Origin of the sequence: Polycladomyces subterraneus, from assembly GCF_030433435.1 — a bacterium.
Classification (GTDB): domain Bacteria; phylum Bacillota; class Bacilli; order Thermoactinomycetales; family JIR-001; genus Polycladomyces; species Polycladomyces subterraneus.
In genome coordinates this window covers 1-17839 of record NZ_JANRHH010000014.1, presented here as the reverse complement: position 1 = coordinate 17839, position 17839 = coordinate 1, and the positions used below count along the sequence as shown (strand labels likewise).

Sequence of the window (17839 nt, the reverse complement as noted above, 5' to 3'; positions counted from 1 at the left end):
GTTGTCAGGCAGTCTCACCTTCACTTGGTGAAGGAGGTTGCAATCGATGACCAAAAATAAATTGAGCGTGGAGATCTTCGGACAACAGTACAATATCACAGGAAAAGCCAGTCCCAGTTACATGCGGGAAGTAGCCAGCCATGTTGACGAAACGATGCGGATGATCTCACAAGCCAATCCCCGTTTGGATACCACGCGTCTGGCGGTACTTTCGGCTGTCAATATCGCGGATGCCTATATGAAACTGAAACGGGAACATGACGAGATCCTGCATCTGATCGAAGATGATCAACCGTGAGGAGCGGATGAACATGCATGTACTAGACGGGATCATCCTGCTCTTGTTAATCGGGGGATTGTTGCGGGGGTATCGGCGCGGCTTGATTCTGCAGGCCGCGTCGTTAGCCGGCTTGGTGTTGGCGTGGGTGGTGGCGTTTTACTTCACCGACGAAGTAACACCGGTTCTGCAGAAAAATGTCCCCTTGCCCGAATCGGTAACCGGAGACGGTTTGATGCGCCTGTTGCCATTAGAACGCGCTTTGTATTCGGTGATGGCGTTTCTGCTCCTGTTTTTCGGGACCAAACTGGTGGTCTCGATTTTGTCCAGGGTACTCAATCAGTTGGCGCAGCTGCCTGTATTATCTGTATTGAACCGAATCGGTGGCTTGGTTTTGGGAGCTCTCCAAGCTGTATTGCTGGTATGGATCATGGTCAACCTGTTGCATTTCCTACCATGGGAGAAAGGACAAGAAGCAGTACAACAATCCGGTATCGCCCAAAATCTGTTGGAAGCAACCCCCCAATGGACAGCGGAACTGAAACAGCTGTTGCATGATGCAATGCGGCAGCGGTCATAGGGACTAGAATAGATGATTCGATTTGCCTGACATGGTTGCTGTCAGGCATTTTTTTCTAATGATGATTTTGCTCTTTCTACCCGTTTTTCGTGAATCATAATGGGTTATATGATAGATTGGATCATGATTCAGTCGAAACCTCAGTTTATTCCAAGTGGGGAGATGGCCATGTAAACGTTGTTTTTATGCGAATCGAATTGGGTCTCCCAGAAGATTCAGCAGGGTATGCAATTTCATCTGAAATAGTAGTGGCATAAGGAGGATGTAACGTTGTTTACCCTGAAAAAGAGCGGTGTGCAACCCTCTTCCGTGTTACTGGAGAAGTATACGAAAAATGAACAAAGACCTTTCAACCCAACAAAATTAAATTTTATCGGGGTTGGGGAAAAGGATGTGTACAATATTACGGCACCTTTTGAAGATAGTGGGGAAACTGTGATCGCCGGCCGCGTAGAACCCCGTGACAGTGAGCATTCGGAAGTGATTTTCTTTGTTCGGCGCGGGGAGCAATGGATTCCCAAAGAAGGCGCCCCGGTCTTCTCATTGCAGGACCCCTTTTTTACCCGTATCAGTGGAGAACTGGTTTTTGGCGGTGTCGAGGTTTTTCCGCATCCCGCCAATGAACACGATTTGAGCTGGCGTACGGTATTGTACAAGGGAGCCAACATTCATCACTTGGAAAAGATTTTTACCGGCCCGGATGGTATGAAAGACCTTCGTCTGATCGAATTGCCGGATGGTTCCATCGGGGTGTTGACTCGACCCCAAGGGGAAAAAGGGGGAAAAGGTAAGATCGGATTCGTGAGAATCCCATCATTGGAACATTTGACTGTAGAGGTGATCTACGAAGCTCCCATTTTAGACCAATTCATGGAGGAAGAATGGGGCGGAGCCAATGAAGCCCATCTTTTGTCCAATGGGTTGATCGGGGTGTTGGGGCATATTGCCCGTATGGATGAAGAAGGAAAACGCCACTATTATCCAATGGTGTTCGCCCTTGATCCACTGACCGGTGAACATTCGGATATCCAGCTCATTGCAGCGCGTTCCGACTTTTTGGAAGGACCCGCCAAACGCCCAGATTTGGCCAATGTTGTATTTAGCGGCGGGTTGGTTCGCAAAAAGGATGGAACAGCAGACTTGTATGCGGGTGTGGGTGATGCTGAAGCACAACGAATCTCCATGCGAGATCCATTCCTTGCATTTGAAAAAATAAGGTGGGGAAATCGATGATAAAAGTGTACCGGTATGAACAAAATCCGTTGATTACCCCAGCAGATGTCAAACCGCACCATGAAGGATTTGAAGTGATCGGCGCTTTCAATGCCGGAATTGCGAAATATAAGGATGAAATCCTGATGTTGCTTCGCATTGCTGAACGTCCGATCAGTTATGATCCCAATATCGTGAAAGCGCCCGTGTATCATCCGGACACAAATGAACTGGAAATCATCGAATTTCATCGGGATGATGATCGTTATGATTTTTCGGACCCGCGAATGATTCGAAGGGCATCTAATCCCCAAGAAATTGAATACCTGACTTCTCTGTCCTATATTCGCATCGCACGCAGTATAGATGGACGGAACTTTACCATAGACGAAAAACCTTTTCTTTATCCATCCGACAAACTGGAATCATTCGGTATTGAAGATCCGCGTGTCACACAAATTGGAGATACCTATTATATCTGTTTCACGGCTCTGTCTCCGCTTGGCATTGGGGGGGCGATGGTATCGACCAAGGATTTTGTTACCATCAAACATCATGGAATGATTTTTCCTCCCGAAAACAAGGATATCGTGATCTTTCCGGAAAAAGTGAACGGAAAATATTATGCACTCCATCGCCCTAGCCTCAAAAGTATTGGAAAACCGGAGATCTGGATCGCGGAATCAGACAATTTACTTTATTGGGGTAACCATCAACACCTGATCGGTCTAAGGGACGGTATGTGGGACAGCGGACGCATTGGCGGCGGCGCTGTTCCTATCAAAACGGATAGGGGCTGGTTGGTGCTCTATCATGGCGCGACACCGGAGAACCGCTATTGTATGGGCGGATTGCTCCTTGATCGAAACAATCCGGCAGTTGTGGTTGCTCGTTCGGATCAACCCATTCTGGAACCAGAAGCGGATTATGAAAAAGAAGGGTTTTTTGGGGATGTCGTATTCTCGTGTGGGGCCATCGTGGAAGACGATGTGGTGAAAATGTATTATGGTGTCGCGGATACCTCAATGGCCTGTGCGGAATTGAGCCTGGAAGAGATCCTGGATTCCCTGACATATTAAAGAGCGAGCGGGAAAACTCAGCCCTTAGGGTTGGGATGATAGCGAGCATCGGACGAGGGAGGGCTTTAGCCTCTCCCAAGGACGACAGAATTTTGGTACAATAAAATTAATAAGTGCGAAAACACATGCGAGCGAAAACTCGTTAAACTAAAACCGCCCAGGCTTGGACGAAGCCATCTTGGATGGAAGTGGGTTGCCAAGCCAGATGAAACGAGAAGCCCACGGGGACCAAAGGGAGTGCCCTGGGTGCTTTAGCTGTGTGGGGCAAGTCACTGAAACTGAATAGGATCAACGCTTTGGTGTGGGCACTACACTTTCATGATTTCGACCGCTTCTCTGAAGCAAATGTGCACAACATGGTATGGGCTTGACGGATTGGGTGCAGAGAATGCAGGGAATAGAATCGCATCCACACGGCATAATAACAGAAGAATTCCAACCTGAAAGAGGGTTGAACCGTGTGATGATGCGGAAATGGCTTCTCTGTTGTGCCTTGATGTTGGCTTTTTCCGTCTTGGGAGAAGCGGTCGTCAATAGCGATGTCCCCGGATTGTTGTTATCCGCTGTTCCCAACAGCGGACACGCTGTTTCCGTGCAATCGACGGCGAAAGCCAGTGTGGAATCGCGGCACGTTTCCAAACGGGTTTCGATGGCGGTCCCTCGTGCCAGAGTGTACAAACCCGGCGACCGAGGAGGATATGTGTGGGAACTGCAGAGAAGGCTCCGGTTTTTGGGTTTTTACACCGGCAAGATCAACGGGATTTACACATGGCGGACTTACCGGGCGGTTCGATTGTTCCAATATGCGTTCGGTTTGCGGGTGACAGGCCTGACCGATGCCAAAACCCGGGCAAAATTGTGGAAAGCAACAAGAAGATGGCGGCCGGGTGGTGTGAGGGCGGTACAGGCGAGACGTGTATACCGGAAAACAAGCAGGCAACTGTCCTGGAATGATATCAAACTGATGGCACATACCGTTCATGCCGAGGCACGAGGGGAACCGTATATCGGAAAAGTGGCCGTTGCGGCAGTGATATTAAACCGTCTCAAAAGTGAGCGTTTCCCCAATACGCCTGCCAGTATCATTTTTCAACCCATGGCGTTTGAAGCTGTGGCAGACGGACAAATCTGGATGCAACCGGACCCCACCTCATTCAAAGCGGTACGAGACGCGCTGAATGGCTGGGACCCCACCAATGGAGCGTTGTATTACTTTAATCCTGCCCGGGCCAAATCGAAATGGATCTGGAGCAGACCCCAGATCAAACGGATCGGGCGCCATATTTTCACCAAATAAAAACAGGGACCCACATTTCAATGGGTCCCTGTTTTTATTTGGCCACAATCGTTCCTTTCATCTTCGAGTGACCCACACCGCAGGGAATATTGCAGAAAAATGGATAGGTTCCCGGCTTGGCATGAACCACGGCAGTTTCGCCATCCCCTTGCAGGCTGACATCAAGTCCGGGTACTTCCAAGCTGTGCATGCCGTTGGCAACTTTCAATTTCAGGGTGACATCTTTATTGGCAGGAATCTCGATTTTGTTCGGTTTGAATTGGAAGTTGGAAGCGGAGATTTCAATCACCTGACCCGAGGTTTTCCCCGATTGTTGGGGCTGATTGCCGCCGGCGCATCCGACCACCCCCAGCATCAGGGACATGGCGATGGCCAGTGTGGTCATTCCTTTCTTCATCATGGACTCCCTCCTCATCCTCATGTTAACAAAAAGTTTGCGAAAGTGGGGAGTTTATCCATGAACAGTCGATGAACAAAAGAAAAACCGCACTAGTGTGCGGTAAGAGTGGGTGACATTCAACCTTCTTTTGTTTATTTTTCCGGCTGGCTCGTGATACGTGCTTTTGTCGGTACAAACAGATCGATGATCCCGATCACGAGCGCGCCCAACAATGCTCCCAGTAACGTAACACGCATGCCGGGGACAAAGAACTGCGTCAGATAGATGACGACCGCGCTGACGACGAACCCGATAACTCCCCTTGCATAAGGAGACATGTCCCGTCCGAACAGCGCTTCGATGATCCAGCCGATCACAGCGATTACCACGGCGGCGAGGAACGCGCTCCAAAAACCTTGTACCTGAAAACCGGGGACCAGCGCCCCCACGATCATCAGCACGATAGCCGCCACAATGAATCGAATGAGATGACGCACAATGGTCATGATACAAATTCCCTCCTTTTGTTCTTTAGTGTGTCATTTATCCGTCGAGTTATTACATCATGATATAATATGGTGGAAAAAACTCCTCGGAGGGAGAGGAGAGGAAACCAGTGAACCGTTTTATGCTCAATGTGTTGGAATATCCACGAATCAGGGAACAAGTGGCGGAAGAAGCCTCTTCCTCGCTGGGAAAAGAGCGGATTGCCGCGCTGGAGCCCACTGCCGACGCGGAGGAAGTGTCGCGTCGTCTGGCGGCGACGGCGGAGGGGATGGATCTTCTCAGGCTCAAAGGTGATGTGTCGTTGGGAGGCGTTCGTGACATTCGCCCCTCTCTGCGCCGCGCCGAAGTGGGAGGTTTACTGAATACAAATGAATTGTTAGATATCGCCGGTACGGTGAACGCCGGCCGGAAATTAAAAAATCAGGTATTGCAGGTTGATGAAGAACATCCGCTTCCCATCATTCGCGGATGGATCGAACGCATCGAAGGATTGCGTCCGCTGGAAGAAGAAATCACGCGACGGATTGACGAGCAGGGAGAAGTATCCGATCACGCCAGCCCGACCCTGCGTCAGATTCGCAATCAGATTCGTCAAGTACAACGCGAGATCCGAACGACGTTGGAGGGCATTCTGCGCAATCCAGGTTACCAAAAAATGTTGCAGGAATCATTGATCACTCTGCGCAACGACCGGTATGTTATCCCGGTCAAGCAGGAATACCGTTCGGCATTCGGTGGGATTGTGCATGATCAGTCGGCCTCCGGCTCCACGTTGTTTATCGAACCAGCCTCCGTGGTGACGTTGAATAACCGTTTGCGTCAATGGGAGATGGAGGAACAGCGCGAAGTGGAACGCATCCTGCGTGAGTTGACGGCGCAAGTGGCCGCCCATGTCGATGTACTCCGGCAAAATGTCGAAGCGTTGGCCGAGTTGGATCTCATTCTGGCAAAAGCCCGGTATGCCCGTCGTATTCGAGGTGTTTGTCCGCGGGTGGAAACGGAGCGTGTCATTCGGTTGAAACGAGCCCGCCATCCGTTGATCCCGATAGAAAAGGCGGTTCCCATCGATATCACGTTGGGCGATCCACATCAAGGGATCATCATCACCGGACCCAACACGGGCGGGAAAACCGTTTGCCTGAAAACGGTGGGGTTGCTGGCGTTGATGACGCAAGCGGGTCTCCCCATCCCCGCGGATGAAGGTAGCTCGTTCCCTGTATTCAGCGGGATTTTTGCGGACATCGGTGATGAGCAAAGCATTGAGCAGAGCTTGAGCACGTTCTCTAGCCATATGACGCAGATCATCCGCATTTTGAAACAAGCAGACGATCATAGCTTGGTGCTGCTGGATGAATTGGGTGCAGGAACGGATCCGACCGAGGGGGCGGCGTTGGCCATCGCCATTCTGCAAGATCTCTTGGATGAAGGTTGTCTTGTGGTGGCCACCACCCATTACAGCGAGTTGAAACAATTCGCCCATGCTCATCCGGGAGTGACCAACGCCAGTGTGGAATTCGACGTGCGGACACTGCGTCCCACCTATCGCCTGTTGGTCGGTGTACCCGGCAAGAGTAATGCGTTTGCCATCGCCGAGCGGCTGGGACTGTCGACATCCATCATTGAAAAAGCCAAAGCGCAGTTGTCCACGGAGGAGCATCGCCTGGAGGAAATGATCGCCGCGTTGTCCCGCGACAGGGCTATTGCGGAAGAGGAGCGCAAACGCGCGGAAGCGCTTCGCCAGGAAGCAGAATCCTTGCAACGGGAACTCAAGGAAAAATTGTCCCGTTGGGAGGAGGAGAAAGAGCGGTTGCGGGAATCGGCACGACGGGAAGCGCAAACCATCGTCTCGCGTGCCCGTCGGGAAGCAGAAGACGTATTGCGCCAGTTGCGTGAATGGGCCAAAAATCGGCCGGACGAGTTGAAGGAACATCAGTTGATCGAAGCAAGGAAACGGTTGGATAACGCGGTTCCCGAGGCTCGACCCGTTGCCGCCGCAACCGTGGCTCAACAACGGAATGAACGGATTGAGCCGGGAGATGAGGTGATGGTACTTACCGTCAAACAACGCGGCCGAGTTCTGGAGGATCTCGGTGAAGAGGAGTATCAGGTTCAGGTGGGCATTTTGAAAATGAAAGTGCACCGCCGTTATCTGGAAAAGGTGAAGACAAAGAAGCCCGAATCCGAATCCGGTGTCACCACTTCGTATCGAAGCGCTTCAAACCATGTGCGTCCGGAATTGGATTTACGTGGTAAGATGGTGGAGGACGCTTTGGCGGAAATCGATAAGTATCTGGATTCCGCCGTCGTCGCTGGATATCAGCGGGTTTCGCTCATCCATGGAAAAGGGACGGGTGCCTTGCGGACGGGTGTCCACCAATTTTTGCGCCGACATCCACACGTCAAGGGGTTCCGGTTGGGCGGACCGGGAGAAGGCGGTTCCGGCGTGACGGTGGTCGAATTGGCATAGTAGATCGGGAGGTTGTCTATGGAGCATCTGCCGAAGATTCTCGGTTCGATCGCCTTGGTGTTTTTTGTCGTCGGTTTGATCTGGTTCATGTTACACGCTTAAAAGGAGTTGGGATGTGTGATGGGAGCCGGTTCCGCTTTACTGGTCTTTTTCAGCGCGTTCCTATTGGCCGCTGAATTACTCGTCAAGGCTCGCGGTTTGGCCGGAGTGGCGGGATTATTGTTGATGGGATGGTATGTGAACGGTCATTGGGGAACGACTCCCGGTTGGTGGTTGGCTGTTTTGCTTGTCGGAATGGGACTGGTAATTCTGGACGGAAAACTGTTGCAGGACGGTACCCTGGCTTCCATCGGTGCCATCCTGGTTTTGGTCGGGTTGGTGATTCCGACGGGGAACTGGCTGACGGGGACGCTGGTTGCTTTTGCATGGATGATGGGACTCGCTTTGAGTCCACTGTCGTTGAAAGTGTTGCCCAAACGCGATTGGCTGGAAAAGATCGTACTGAAATTCGCCATGTCCAAAGAGACGGGTTACAGCTCGCTCAAGCGCAGCTATCAGGAACTGGTCGGACTCGAGGGGACGGCATTGACCGACATGCGCCCGGCCGGCACCATCCGCATCGGGGATGGTCGCTACAGTGCGGTCACCAATGGTCATTGGGTCGATAAAGGAGCACGGGTGCGCGTGTTGTCCGTGGATGGTGTCAAAATCTTAGTGGAAACGGTAGAGGAACCCTCCGATCAAATCACCGAAGAAAAGGGATGATCTTTGACAGCGACTCCATAATCGGTTGAGGGAACACTCACCGGGAAAGCCACACCCTCTCCTCAAAATCCTCAAAAAAAGTACACCCGGAATCGCAAGCTGGAAAGACCCGAGCAGGCTAAAGGCAGGAGCAATGCAGCTCCTGCCTTGCGCATTTTCGCTGACTTTTTAGTATTGAACAGCTCGATAAGCGTTGATCCGGCCGTAGGTCCAGTATGTGCCGGTGCCGGAGATGCGGTCGGCCGTGTTTTGGATGGCGGCGCGAATGTTGCTGTTGGAGCGGCCCTGTGCGGCCAAAAGTCCTGCCAAGCCCGCCACGTGGGGTGTAGCCATGGAGGTACCTGACAGCGACGCATAGCTGTTGGTCGGATAGGTGGAATAGATGCTGGAGCCCGGCGCGGCCACATCCACCCAGGAACCCCAGTTGGAATAGCTGGCCTTTACGTCGCTGGAAGTGGTGGCGGCAACGGCGATGGCGTTGCTGTAGTAGGCCGGATAGCTCGGAGCGCTTATACCGCTGTTGCCAGCGGCGGCCACGATGACAGCACCTTTGTTCCACGCGTAATTCACCGCGTTTTTCAATGTGGTGGAACCGACCGATCCACCCAAGCTGAGGCTGATCACTTTGGCACCGTTGTCGGCGGCGTAGATGATGCCGTTGGCGACGGCGTCCAGGGTGCCGCTGCCGTTGCTGTCCAAGACACGGACGGCGAGAATGGACGCGTTGGGAGCCATACCGGCAATTCCGGTGCCGTTGTTGGTGACGGCGGCCGCAATCCCGGCGCAGTGCGTGCCGTGACCGTTGCCGTCATACGGATCGTTGTCACCGTCGACATAATCATGCCCCAAGACAACTTTGCCCGACAGGTCCGGGTGATTGTATTGCACCCCGGTATCGACAATGGCGATGCGGACGCTGCTGCTCCCCCTCGTGATATCCCAGGCTGCCGGTGCTTGGACTTTTTGCGGTCCCCACTGTTGCGTGGAGAAGTACGGATCGTTGGGTGTCCAGTCGGCGTGGTAGATGTAGTTGGGTTCGGCGTATTCCACATTGGGGTTGTTTCGGTATTCACGTACCACTTGCGATACCGATTTACCAGAAGGGATCTTTACGACGTCAAAACCGATTTCTTTGCTGTGGAACAGCACCCGTCCGCTTTCATGAGAGTGAACTGCTTGCTTAGTGGAGGTGGTTATTCCGTTTTTGAACTTGACAATCACTTCATCGGGGGCGAAGGCGGCTTTGGTATCGGGGGAAGCTGCCTTTGCACCACCGTTGGCGGGAAGGGACAACGCTGCCACCATCAGCAAAGCGACAAGAACTGCCAATATGCGTCTCATGACAAAACCTCCCTATTTTAGGAATGATAAAAATATTCGATCTCCTATTGCTGGTTTCCTTCGGATGATTAAAAAATATTTGATAAAATATTTATGAAGATGTTGGTATCCTGTCCATCAAGGGGGTGATTGTGTTCATTTGGTGTACAAGCGAGAAACCTTGAGAAGGAAAAGGGAGTGATAGTTTCAGGGATGGGGCGTTGAGGGGATATTGCTTTTTAAAAAATATCAAAAAAATGAATATAGATGAAGATAAGGGGAGAAATGAGTGCATTTTGGAGCTATTTTTGTCTGCAGTGTAGGAGCAACCACTTTTCACCGAAAGCTGTCGAGGATCGGGAGGCGATGTGTCTGTTCATTTGTAGGATCCATCGAAGGGGCAATTTTCGGCGAACGAACTTTGAGTTTGTCGAAAACAAAACGTCGTTGTCATGGCAGTTTCAAGGCAGGAGCCGTATCGCTCCTGCCTTGTTCTTTCACAGCTTTCGAAACGAATCAGTATTGAACGGCGCGGTAGGCATTGATTCGGCCGTAGGTCCAATACGTGCCTGTTCCGGAGATGGGGTCGGCCGTGTTTTGGATGGCGGCACGGATGTTGCTGTTGGAGCGGCCCTGTGCGGCCAAAAGTCCCGCCAGCCCCGCCACGTGCGGCGTGGCCATGGAAGTGCCGGACAAGGAGGCATAGCTGTTGGTCGGATAGGTGGAATAGATGCTGGAGCCCGGCGCGGCCACATCCACCCAGGAACCCCAGTTGGAGTAGCTGGCCTTCACATCGCTAGAAGTGGTGGCGGCGACGGCGATGGCGTTACTGTAGTACGCCGGATAGTTCGGAGTGGAGAGACCGTTGTTCCCGGCGGCTGCGACGACTACCACGCCGTGGTTCCATGCATAATCGACCGCATCTTTCAGCGTTTGCGCACCGGCGGTGGAACCCAGGCTCAGGCTGATCACATTGGCTCCGGCATCGGTGGCGTAAATGATGCCGTTGGCGACGTCATCCAGAGTGCCGCTGCCGCTGCTGTCCAAGACACGGACGGCGAGAATGGATGCGTTGGGGGCCATACCTGCGATACCGGTACCGTTGTTGGTCGTCGCGGCCGCAATCCCGGCGCAGTGCGTGCCGTGACCGTTGCCGTCATACGGGTCCCAATCGTTGTCTACATAATCGTAGCCGGCGTACACTTTACCGGCCAGATCAGGGTGATCATACTGAACGCCGGTGTCGACAATGGCGATCCAGACATTGCTGTTACTTTTGGTGATATCCCAAGCGGCCGGTGCCTGGACTTTTTGCGGTCCCCACTGTTGCGTGGAGAAGTACGGATCGTTGGGTGTCCAGTCGGCGTGGTAGATGTAGTTGGGTTCGGCGTATTCCACATTGGGGTTGTTTCGGTATTCACGTACCACTTGTGTTACCGATTTACCGGAAGGGATCTTCACAACGTCAAAGCCGATTTCTTTGCTGTGGAACAGCACCTGCCCGCTTTCCTGTGAGTGAACTGCTTGCTTGGTGGAAGTGTTTGTTCCGTTTTTAAACTTGACAATCACTTCACCGGGGGCGAAGGCGGTTTTGGTATCGGGGGACGCTGCCTTTGCACCACCGTTGGCGGGAAGGGCCAACACCGCCACCATCAACAAAGCGACAAGAACAGCCAACATGCGTCTCATGACAAAACCTCCTCATTTTAGGAATGATAAAAATATTCGATTTCTTGTCGCGATTTCCTTCTGATGATAAAAAATGTTTGATAAATATTTATGAAGGTGTTGGTATCCAGTCCATAAAGGGACAGGTGATGTGCAAGCCGTTTATGGTGAAGAAGGACAGCAGAGAGCTCCATCATGAATGAACGATGGAGAGAGTATCATTTTAAAAAGAATAAAAAAATGAATACGGACGCTTAATAGAAAGTAAACAGGAGCATGATAGAGATATTTGTTCTCGAATGCGTAAAAAAACGTTTTTCGCTGAATGTTGTCAAGGGAAGGAGTGAGGGAAAGAGGCTGTTTGCTGATCCTTGTCGAATACAAAAAGACTGGACTCGTTTCGAAACGGATCCGTACACGGTGCGGTGAGGTATTTAAGATATACACCCAACCTAAAAATTGAAGCGAAAAAAAAAGCGGGGTGTCCCCGCTAACAGATTCCTCTTTGCATCAAAAGTCGCTGTCGATGACGTTTTCAGTAACGGACGGCCTTAGAGGCGTTGATTCGACCGTAGGTCCAATACGTGCCGGTGCCTACTGTTTTGTCCGCCGTTTTCTGAATGGCGTCTCGGATTTCGCTGTTGCTCCGTCCTTGCGCGGCCAGCAGCGCCGCCAACCCCGATACGTGCGGTGCCGCCATCGAAGTGCCCGACATCGTGGCATATTGGCCGTATGCAATCGGATAGGTGGAATAGATGTCCACTCCCGGTGCGGCAACGTCCACCCAACTACCAAAGTTGGAGAAGCTGGCTTTGTTGTCGTACTTGTCAGTTGCCCCTACGGCGATGACTTGATCATAATAGGCCGGATAGCTGGGTTGGGAACTGTTGCTGTTCCCCGCCGCCGCGACGACAACCGCGCCTTTGCTCCAAGCATATTGAACAGCGTCTTTTAATGTTTGCGAATCATATCCCGCTCCGAGGCTCAGGTTGATCACTTTGGCACCTTGATCAGCCGCATGAATGATGCCGTTGGCCACGTTTTCCAACGTACCGTTGCCGTTGTTGTCCAATACCCGGACTGCATAAATCATGGCGTTGGGAGCTATGCCGGCAATTCCCTTGTGGTTGTTGGTCGCAGCTGCGATCACGCCGGCGACATGAGTGCCATGCCCGTTGCCGTCACTGGGGTCCCAATCTTTTCCCACATAATCGTATCCTTTGATCACCTTGCCGTAGAGATCGGGGTGATTGTACTGAACACCGGTATCCACGACGGCGACTCGGATGCCGTTATTGCTTTTCGTGGCGTTCCAAGCATCGTTGGCGCGAATTTTCGGCAGTGCCCATTGTTTGGATAAAGCGGGATCATTGGGTGTCCAGGTCGCGTGAAAGTAGTAGTTGGGCTCCGCATATTCCACCAACGGATTGTTGCGGTAGTCTCGGATCAGCTCCGTGACCGATTTCCCGGAGGCACGGATCACGTCGAAGCCGATTTCTTTGCTCCGGAACAACAGCTTCGCCTGGTTGGTCCGATGCAAAGAAGTAATTTGGCTCTGGACGATGCCGGGTTTAAATTTGACGATAATTTCACCGGGAGCATATGGTGCCGTGTCCGCGGGCGCCGCCTGTGCGTGCGGGGCAATGGGCAGGGCCATTACCATCAGGAGTATGAAGGCGGTCAGCAACGCGAAACTCCTTTTCATCCAATCCCTCCTTTTTATACGGAACAACATAATATTCGACGTGATTCACCGAAATCCTGCAAAACAGCCTGGTTCAGTCTTTCACCGTTAAGCATGATCCCGCCTCATGGTATCAATCATACACACAAAACACAAACATGCCCATTGTCTGGGCATGTGAGACTTTGAAGCTTCGATTTAAAAGAGGATGGGAGCAACTTTTGTTCAACTGATTGGATAGACAGATATCTTAAAGAGGAGGGATGTCCATCTATGGAACATTATCGAGACTATATTTATCGAGTTTTTGAAAAGGTCATAAAGTCATGGGATGTAAAGGGGACGTTTATGCCTTCTCTATTTATTTTTGGCAAGACATTGAGGACTACAATGGATTCGACTTTGAGCAAACATGGGATATTGTTGAGTTGATAACACCATACAGCAATGGGAAAATCAAAAAATGGTAAAAGGCCTACTGCCTCTTCTTCCTTGGAGGCGAAATGGAACTATTCCTTCTGGCTGCACGTTGATCCAATCGTCATCGGCGATTGTCAAGATACGGAAGGAAATGCATTGCGTCAAAAATGGATTCAATCCTTAGAAATCCCTTCAGGCGTGGACAATTTTCAACGTGACGATCTCATCTTCAATGCTTTTATACACTTAGTTGTTTCTGTTGTAAAAGAATCACATCACAATCGCGTAACTGAAAAACGTTTCGGCAGACCCATTCCATTTATTTTCTTTATAATCGGGGGTTACAGTCTGGTTGAAGAAACGATTGAAGCAAACAAGCCAGACATCCTTGATGATTATATGGTGTACTGGAACACTGCCCATTGACAGAACGTGGGTCAGGTGTATTGGGCTTGTCCCATTCAAAAAAAGAGCGGGGAAATTTGAGCTGACTTATTTACTCCCGCCGGGCATGTAAACGGATGCGGATCGCAGAAGCTGGGGGATTGACTGGGGCGGAAGCCAGTGTGGGACGGGGTTGAGGATCTGCATTCGGGGGTTCATCTTCTTCATAATCGAAATAATGGTAATAAAGCCATTCCGGTTGTAACAATCCCATTGCATTCATCGTGGGTGGGATATAGGGAGGCCATGGTGGACGGGTTGGTTTGGGCAAATCGGAAATGGTTCGCCACCTCCTTGGGTATGTTCATATTCAATATATGAGCGGTGTCGTTTGTCTTATGTGGAAGATGGATGTGTACCCTTGGTGCAAGGGTCTTGGATGTTTTTGATGGTGGAGAACATGGTCTTCGGATTCCCGCCCCTCCTGTGGGGCGGGATTGCCCTAATCCCAACGCAACCATTTGGGATAATGGTTTTTCAACATGCCACCGGATACTTTGGCCCATCCCAGCGGAAACTGTTCCACCCCCACCAGCGTCCATCCCTTGTCACCGTCAAAGGGAATCGTTTCACCCCGCAAATATTGGTACAGACGCGGATCGTCCACCTCAAACGATACATATCGCTGAACATCATTCGGTTTTAAGGCCATCGCCCAAGTGTGGGAAGGTTCCAACCGGTTTCGTTTGACTTGTCCCAAATACAAGCCGGGGCGCTCTACCTTCAGACCTTTCAGCGAAGGCAATTCGTCCGGGACCCGGTATAAATGTTCGCCGTACAGCGTCAGTGGCCAATCATCACATTCGAATGTCAGTGTCTCATGGATAAAGGCGCGCAAATGCTTCACTGCATCGGCGGACACGGGCGGCATTTTTCCCGGCCGGCGTTTGGTTCCTTCAGGGCCATCCGTCTTTTCCATCAACGCCACGAAATGTCCTTCTCCCCGTAGATGGTGAGGCCACAGGCGGGAAGCCAACCGCAAAGTATCGCATCCGTTCGCCCATTCCGGGCGTCCCGGCCGGTAATGGGACGCTTGCGGAACGGACACCAGGGAGAACTCCGGGTGATCAGCCAAAAAGCGGGCGATGACCTGTTCGTTCTCCACCGGATTGAACGTGCAGGTGGAGTAGACGAGTACACCACCCGGCCGGAGCATGGGGGCGGCGGCCGCCAAGATCTCCAATTGGACATCCGCGCACAAGTGAGTGGCCCGTACACTCCAGCGCTCACACACTTCCGGGTCTTTGCGGAACATTCCCTCACCCGAACACGGAGCGTCGATCAAAATCCGGTCGAAAAACCCGGCGAAACGTTTCGTCAATCGCTCCGGTCGTTCATTAAGGACAACGGCGTTGGTCACTCCGCACCGCTCCAAATTTTCCACCAAAGCCTTGATGCGCTGTGGGGAAATTTCATTGGCCACCAGCAATCCTTTTCCTTGCATTTTGGCGGCGATTTGTGTGGTTTTTCCACCCGGAGCCGCACACAAATCCAGCACCCGTTCACCCGGTTGGGTGTCTAGTGCCTCTGCGGGCGCCATGGCGCTGGGGTCCTGAATATAATACAAACCGGCCGCATGATAAACGTGTTTCCCGGGACGGTCCTGTTCGTGATTGTAATAAAATCCTTCCGGACACCACGGGATGGGCATGAGATCAAACGGATTCTTCTGCAAAAATGCCTCCGTCTCGATCTTGAGCCGGTTCACCCGCAAGCCGCGTGCCGGTACCTCCTCGTAACTGGCGAGAAACGCCGGGAACTCGTCTTGCAACCAGGTTTTCATCTGTTCGAGGTAATCTGTAGGAAGGTGCATGGTTTCAGTTCCTCCCGCGTTTCAGGTACCTCCCCATTGTAACAAAAAAAGCGATGGGGAGAAAAATGGTCCTTCGGCGAAGTGACATTTTTTTGCTATTTAATAAATGAAAAAGTTTGAAAAGTGAGCGGGTGGGGAAAAGAGAAAATGCCGCAACCAATTCACGGGAGGAATGGAAGATGAACCATTGGGTGGAACCTTCGGGGATTTATGAAACGCATCTGCATGTGCGGGATTTGAAAACATCAGTCGCTTTTTATCGGGATAAGCTGGGGCTGACACTTTGCTACGCGAATCCTGATAGAAGTCTGGCATTTTTCTGGGTAGGCCAAGCGCGTCAACAAATGCTGGGGCTGTGGGAGAAGCCCGAGGATCAGATTGTTCGCAGTCATTTTGCTTTTTCCGTGTCATTGCGGGATTTGGAACTGGCTCCGGCATTTCTGGCCGAGCGGGGAATTATCTATCGTGATTTTTTCGGTAATCCCGGAGGGGAGCCTACTGTTCATTCGTGGGTCCCTAGCGTGTCACTGTATTTTGAGGACCCGGACGGGCACAGTCTGGAGTACATCGCTTTGCTGCCGGAAGGGCCGCGCCCCGAGCTGGGAGCGATCCCGCTCAGCCGATGGCGGGAATTGCATCGGCAAACCGGTAAACAGAGGGACGTTTGAAGACAAAATGAGCGGGAACATGGCGTTCCCACTGAGTCTGCTGACAAAGTAGTCGAGGTTGTATCAGATGAGTCACCGCTTCGCTTTCCCGGATCGCTTCACCTGCTCCTTGCAAGGAAGCTGGGCTCGGGTACTTTGGACAGGGGAGCGGAGGGTACGGGTAATGAGCGTTACGCTTAAAGGAAATGGCCCACGAATGAATTCCTGCGCTTTCCCAATCGAAGTTCGACAGAATTGGTCAGTCACTCTCCTGGGGATACGGAAATTGGACCCTGCAGACGTTTCAATAATTAAGCCGTCCCCCCAATGGGAGACGGCCTTTTACAGAAAAAGTCGCCTGAAAGCCCACAGTTTCAATCGTGGGATGAAAGGCGGCGTTGCTCGGTGCCCTCTGAAGAGGGCGCTTAGAGCAACATTTTTTGTTTTTGGTTGTTGCAGTATTAATGTTGCATTATTAATAAAATACTGATACAACTAAAACCATGGGACAAGCATACAGAAGGACCAAAAAGACGGTATCTTTGATTAACTACCACTTTGTTTTCTGCCCACGTTATCGCAGAAAAGTGTTGGTAAACCAAGTGGAAGAGCGATTTAAACAGTTGGTGAAAGACATTTGTCAGGAAAACGGCTGGGATATCCTTGCCATGGAAGTGATGCCAGATTACTGTCATCTGTTTTTAAACTGTCTACCTAGTGATTCGCCTACTGACATCATGGCAAAATTGAAGGGGGTGACTTCTAGAAAACTGAGGCAAGAATTCAATCACTTGTCTCATTTACCAAGCTTATGGACACGCTCATTCTTTGTTAGTACGGCTGGAAACGTTTCAAGCGAAACAATCCGACGATATGTGGAAGAACAAAAGAAAAGGGGGTGAATGGATGCCCACCATCACACTCAAGCTGGAACTGTATCAACCAACCAAATTCAAACAGGCCATGTATGAACGAATGACCCAGATCAACACGGAGTTTGCAAACTGGCTCTTGCTTCATCCTGACGTGAACAAGGCGACCAGCAAGATTTTCAAGGAGTTTTCCGACGAGAAGTTCCCGTCTGCGATCATTAACCAACGCAGAAGAAACACCAACAAGCTCGGGTATTCAGGAAGATGTGGTGTTCGTTCAACAATCAAAACCTGAAAATCGAGAAAAATGGTGACTTCTACACGGTGTCGTTCCCTATGCTGGAGAAGCGCATCGGTGTGCCGGTTGTGGCTCGGTCATATCAGCAACAATGGCTGGATCGGATCATC

Annotated in this window: 17 protein-coding genes and 1 pseudogene; 11 read left to right on the top strand and 7 right to left on the bottom strand. The window is 51.3% G+C overall.

The window, feature by feature from the left end:
• Positions 1-37 precede the first annotated feature (37 nt).
• The 5 genes from zapA to sleB all read left to right on the top strand — a co-directional run bounded on the left by zapA (position 38) and on the right by sleB (position 4445).
• Positions 38-298, top strand: a complete 261-nt coding sequence (gene zapA / locus NWF35_RS02880; RefSeq protein WP_435873823.1) for a cell division protein ZapA — start codon at positions 38-40, stop codon at positions 296-298.
• A gap of 13 nt (positions 299-311) precedes the next feature.
• The gene (locus tag NWF35_RS02875; protein WP_301237585.1) at positions 312-857 is read left to right on the top strand and encodes a CvpA family protein; all 546 of its coding nucleotides are present in this window, start codon (positions 312-314) and stop codon (positions 855-857) included.
• A 270-nt stretch (positions 858-1127) separates the two neighbouring features.
• Positions 1128-2090, top strand: a complete 963-nt coding sequence (locus tag NWF35_RS02870) for an MTP-1 family protein (RefSeq protein WP_301237584.1) — start codon at positions 1128-1130, stop codon at positions 2088-2090.
• Complete coding sequence (locus NWF35_RS02865) at positions 2090-3148, top strand: BtaManbiosPhlase (RefSeq protein WP_301237681.1); 1059 nt, start codon at positions 2090-2092, stop codon at positions 3146-3148. The genes NWF35_RS02870 and NWF35_RS02865 overlap by 1 nt, the downstream gene beginning before the upstream one ends.
• 649 nt (positions 3149-3797) lie before the next feature.
• The gene (sleB, locus tag NWF35_RS02860) at positions 3798-4445 is read left to right on the top strand and encodes a spore cortex-lytic enzyme (RefSeq protein ID WP_301237680.1); all 648 of its coding nucleotides are present in this window, start codon (positions 3798-3800) and stop codon (positions 4443-4445) included.
• 34 nt (positions 4446-4479) lie between these two features.
• Here the strand turns inward: sleB and NWF35_RS02855 are convergent, their stop codons facing one another.
• Together NWF35_RS02855 and NWF35_RS02850 are read right to left on the bottom strand one after the other, a co-directional pair.
• Positions 4480-4845 carry a cupredoxin domain-containing protein gene (locus tag NWF35_RS02855; protein WP_301237583.1) on the bottom strand — a complete coding sequence of 122 codons (366 nt, stop codon included), beginning with the start codon at positions 4843-4845 and terminating at the stop codon, positions 4480-4482.
• A 131-nt stretch (positions 4846-4976) separates the two neighbouring features.
• On the bottom strand, positions 4977-5330 hold the full coding sequence (locus tag NWF35_RS02850; protein ID WP_301237582.1) for a phage holin family protein: 354 nt from the start codon (positions 5328-5330) through the stop codon (positions 4977-4979).
• Between the two features lie 110 nt (positions 5331-5440).
• On the opposite strand from NWF35_RS02850, the gene NWF35_RS02845 reads away from it, so the two are divergent.
• Positions 5441-7798 (top strand): endonuclease MutS2, encoded by a 2358-nt coding sequence (locus NWF35_RS02845; protein WP_301237581.1) that lies wholly within the window; start codon positions 5441-5443, stop codon positions 7796-7798.
• A 120-nt stretch (positions 7799-7918) separates the two neighbouring features.
• Complete coding sequence (locus NWF35_RS02840; RefSeq protein WP_301237679.1) at positions 7919-8563, top strand: NfeD family protein; 645 nt, start codon at positions 7919-7921, stop codon at positions 8561-8563.
• A 168-nt stretch (positions 8564-8731) separates the two neighbouring features.
• Here NWF35_RS02840 and NWF35_RS02835 read toward each other — a convergent pair whose 3' ends face one another.
• The 3 genes from NWF35_RS02835 to NWF35_RS02825 form a co-directional block, all read right to left on the bottom strand.
• Complete coding sequence (locus NWF35_RS02835) at positions 8732-9904, bottom strand: S8 family peptidase (protein WP_363321534.1); 1173 nt, start codon at positions 9902-9904, stop codon at positions 8732-8734.
• Positions 9905-10399: 495 nt separating this feature from the next.
• Positions 10400-11572, bottom strand: coding sequence for a S8 family peptidase (locus tag NWF35_RS02830; protein ID WP_301237580.1), 1173 nt, complete (start codon positions 11570-11572; stop codon positions 10400-10402).
• A gap of 514 nt (positions 11573-12086) precedes the next feature.
• A complete protein-coding gene (locus tag NWF35_RS02825; RefSeq protein WP_301237579.1) occupies positions 12087-13256 on the bottom strand; it encodes a S8 family peptidase in 1170 nt (389 codons plus the stop codon).
• 555 nt (positions 13257-13811) lie between these two features.
• Between NWF35_RS02825 and NWF35_RS02820 the strand changes: the two genes are divergently transcribed.
• Complete coding sequence (locus NWF35_RS02820) at positions 13812-14081, top strand: hypothetical protein (protein ID WP_301237578.1); 270 nt, start codon at positions 13812-13814, stop codon at positions 14079-14081.
• Positions 14082-14151: 70 nt separating this feature from the next.
• Here the strand turns inward: NWF35_RS02820 and NWF35_RS02815 are convergent, their stop codons facing one another.
• Positions 14152-14313 carry a hypothetical protein gene (locus tag NWF35_RS02815; RefSeq protein ID WP_301237577.1) on the bottom strand — a complete coding sequence of 54 codons (162 nt, stop codon included), beginning with the start codon at positions 14311-14313 and terminating at the stop codon, positions 14152-14154.
• Between the two features lie 228 nt (positions 14314-14541).
• Positions 14542-15912 (bottom strand): RsmF rRNA methyltransferase first C-terminal domain-containing protein, encoded by a 1371-nt coding sequence (locus NWF35_RS02810; RefSeq protein ID WP_301237576.1) that lies wholly within the window; start codon positions 15910-15912, stop codon positions 14542-14544.
• 179 nt (positions 15913-16091) lie between these two features.
• Here NWF35_RS02810 and NWF35_RS02805 point away from each other — a divergent pair, with 179 nt between their 5' ends.
• The 3 genes and pseudogenes from NWF35_RS02805 to NWF35_RS02795 all read left to right on the top strand — a co-directional run.
• Positions 16092-16580 carry a VOC family protein gene (locus NWF35_RS02805; RefSeq protein WP_301237575.1) on the top strand — a complete coding sequence of 163 codons (489 nt, stop codon included), beginning with the start codon at positions 16092-16094 and terminating at the stop codon, positions 16578-16580.
• Positions 16581-17062: 482 nt separating this feature from the next.
• Entirely contained in the window at positions 17063-17461 is a 399-nt protein-coding gene (gene tnpA, locus NWF35_RS02800; RefSeq protein WP_301237574.1) for an IS200/IS605 family transposase, read from the top strand.
• Positions 17462-17465: 4 nt separating this feature from the next.
• Positions 17466-17839: pseudogene (locus tag NWF35_RS02795) on the top strand (RNA-guided endonuclease TnpB family protein); the annotation flags it as partial.

Excerpts from the sequence above, each read along its gene's own strand:
- NWF35_RS02875 (WP_301237585.1), top strand. The coding sequence starts at position 312 with ATGCATGTACTAGACGGGATCATCCTGCTCTTGTTAATCGGGGGATTG.
- sleB (WP_301237680.1), top strand. The coding sequence starts at position 3,798 with ATGGCGGTCCCTCGTGCCAGAGTGTACAAACCCGGCGACCGAGGAGGA.
- NWF35_RS02855 (WP_301237583.1), bottom strand. The coding sequence starts at position 4,845 with ATGATGAAGAAAGGAATGACCACACTGGCCATCGCCATGTCCCTGATG.
- NWF35_RS02850 (WP_301237582.1), bottom strand. The coding sequence starts at position 5,330 with ATGACCATTGTGCGTCATCTCATTCGATTCATTGTGGCGGCTATCGTG.
- NWF35_RS02840 (WP_301237679.1), top strand. The coding sequence starts at position 7,919 with ATGGGAGCCGGTTCCGCTTTACTGGTCTTTTTCAGCGCGTTCCTATTG.
- NWF35_RS02835 (WP_363321534.1), bottom strand. The coding sequence starts at position 9,904 with ATGAGACGCATATTGGCAGTTCTTGTCGCTTTGCTGATGGTGGCAGCG.
- NWF35_RS02830 (WP_301237580.1), bottom strand. The coding sequence starts at position 11,572 with ATGAGACGCATGTTGGCTGTTCTTGTCGCTTTGTTGATGGTGGCGGTG.
- NWF35_RS02825 (WP_301237579.1), bottom strand. The coding sequence starts at position 13,256 with ATGAAAAGGAGTTTCGCGTTGCTGACCGCCTTCATACTCCTGATGGTA.
- NWF35_RS02815 (WP_301237577.1), bottom strand. The coding sequence starts at position 14,313 with ATGGGATTGTTACAACCGGAATGGCTTTATTACCATTATTTCGATTAT.
- NWF35_RS02810 (WP_301237576.1), bottom strand. The coding sequence starts at position 15,912 with ATGCACCTTCCTACAGATTACCTCGAACAGATGAAAACCTGGTTGCAA.
- NWF35_RS02805 (WP_301237575.1), top strand. The coding sequence starts at position 16,092 with ATGAACCATTGGGTGGAACCTTCGGGGATTTATGAAACGCATCTGCAT.
- tnpA (WP_301237574.1), top strand. The coding sequence starts at position 17,063 with ATGGGACAAGCATACAGAAGGACCAAAAAGACGGTATCTTTGATTAAC.